Below are 270 nucleotides of genomic sequence, written 5' to 3' on the forward strand. Positions count from 1 at the left end.
TCATATGGGAAGTGCAAAAGAATTAATTGAAAACTTTAAAGTTAGGGAGATCATCATTGGAGGCTGGAGTGAAGAGCATTACAGGGATATGGATTTTGTGTCCATGGCAAGAGATAAAAAAATGAAAATGACTGTCCTGAAAAGGGGGAACCATTGGGTGGCGGGAGGAGCGCCGTTTGCTGTGCTAAGTCCATATGAGAAAGAAGAAAATAAGAATGATTCATCCATAGTCATATTCATGGAACTTGGTGGATTGTCATGGTTATTAAC

1 protein-coding gene is annotated in these 270 nt (G+C 39.6%); it reads left to right on the top strand.

Annotated elements, in window-relative coordinates; all coding sequences use genetic code 11:
• On the top strand, positions 1 to 270 hold a 270-nt coding region (locus AC6UDE_RS06980; protein ID WP_500697030.1), incomplete at both ends, for an MBL fold metallo-hydrolase.

The organism is Fructilactobacillus sp. X2R5C3 (assembly GCF_059901325.1).